Below are 1,647 nucleotides of genomic sequence, written 5' to 3' on the forward strand. Positions count from 1 at the left end.
GTCAACTCCGCCACCGTCCCGTCGGCGACCGGGTCGCAGTCGGGGTCGTCGGCGGGGCCGGTGAGGGCGAAGCCCACGACCCGGTTGCGCTCGAGCGCGACCAGGACCCGGTGCCGCGCGTCGGCGGGCCGGCCCAGCGACTGGCGCCACGCGGGGGCCAGGTCGGCGGGGTCGGTGGGCAGGGCCTCGGCGGGGACCAGGTCGGCGTACATCTGCCGCCAGGCACGCACCTGGACGCCGGCGATCGCGTCGGCGTCGTCGGCCCACGCGATCCGTACGGAGACGTCGGCGGAGGGGGAGTGGCTCACGGGTCACCACGGTAGTCCGTGACGTTCGGCCCCCTGTCGTGGCCTCGGCAGGTGCCAAACGTCACGGACTACCCCAGGTGGGAGGAGGTGTTACCAAGTCAGGTCGCGACAGCGGCAAAGTGTCACATTTCTGGTAGATTCGGAGTCGTGTACGGCAACGACTTCAGCGCCCCCGACGGCCCACGCCCCGCCCCCGACGACGGCCCCGGCCAGGACCCCGGCGAGCCGGCGTCCTTCCTGGCCGTGCTCGCAGACGAGGGCCGCATCGAGCCCCGCGACGAGATGCCCGAGGCCTACCGCCGCACGCTGGTGCGGCAGATCGCCCAGCACGCGCACTCCGAGATCATCGGCATGCAGCCGGAGGGCAACTGGATCTCCCGCGCCCCGAGCCTGCGGCGCAAGGGCATCCTGATGGCCAAGGTGCAGGACGAGGCCGGTCACGGCCTCTACCTGTACGCCGCCGCGGAGACGCTCGGCGTGGACCGCGCGGACCTGCTCGACCAGCTCCACGACGGGCGTCAGAAGTACTCCTCGATCTTCAACTACCCCACGCTGACCTGGGCCGACATGGGCGCGATCGGCTGGCTCGTCGACGGTGCCGCCATCGTCAACCAGGTCCCGCTGTGCCGCTGCTCCTTCGGCCCCTACGCGCGGGCGATGGTGCGGGTCTGCAAGGAGGAGTCGTTCCACCAGCGACAGGGCTTCGAGATCCTGCACACGCTCTCGCACGGCACCCCCGCCCAGCGCGCGATGGCGCAGGACGCCGTCGATCGCTACTGGTGGCCCAGCCTGATGATGTTCGGCCCCACCGACACCGGACCCGACGCCGCCACCGGCCACACCGCCCAGTCGATGGCGTGGGGGATCAAGCGGTTCTCCAACGACGAGCTGCGCCAGCGGTTCATCGACATGACCGTCCCGCAGGCCGAGGCGCTCGGGCTCACGCTGCCCGACCCCGAGCTGCGCTGGAACGAGGAGCGCGGCCACTACGACCACGGCCCGATCGACTTCACCGAGCTCTTCGACGTCATTCGGGGCAACGGACCGTGCAACGCCGAGCGGATGGCCCACCGGGTCACGGCCCACGAGCAGGGCGCGTGGGTGCGCGAGGCCGCCGAGGCCTATGCCGCAAAGCGTGCGCAGGAGCAGGAGCACGTCGCATGACCGCGCGGGAACCCCTCTGGGAGGTCTTCGTGCGCTCGCGCCGGGGGCTCAACCACGTCCACGTCGGGTCGCTGCACGCCCCGGACGCCGAGATGGCGCTGCGCAACGCCCGCGACGTCTACACCCGCCGGCAGGAGGGTGTGTCCCTGTGGGTGGTCCCGGCCACCCAGATCAC

2 protein-coding genes and 1 pseudogene are annotated in these 1,647 nt (G+C 71.8%); 2 read left to right on the forward strand and 1 reads right to left on the reverse strand.

What is annotated here, in order from left to right; all coding sequences use genetic code 11:
- Positions 1-308: pseudogene (locus ACXJKL_RS20635) on the reverse strand (GNAT family N-acetyltransferase); the annotation flags it as partial.
- A gap of 147 nt (positions 309-455) precedes the next feature.
- On the opposite strand from ACXJKL_RS20635, the gene paaA reads away from it, so the two are divergent.
- Entirely contained in the window at positions 456-1,472 is a 1,017-nt protein-coding gene (paaA, locus tag ACXJKL_RS20640) for a 1,2-phenylacetyl-CoA epoxidase subunit PaaA (RefSeq protein ID WP_457208865.1), read from the forward strand.
- Positions 1,469-1,647 (forward strand): 1,2-phenylacetyl-CoA epoxidase subunit PaaB (paaB, locus tag ACXJKL_RS20645; RefSeq protein ID WP_457208866.1); only part of this gene is annotated, 179 nt, incomplete at its 3' end. The genes paaA and paaB, both read left to right, overlap by 4 nt.

It is taken from the genome of Nocardioides sp. P5_C9_2 (assembly GCF_054049555.1).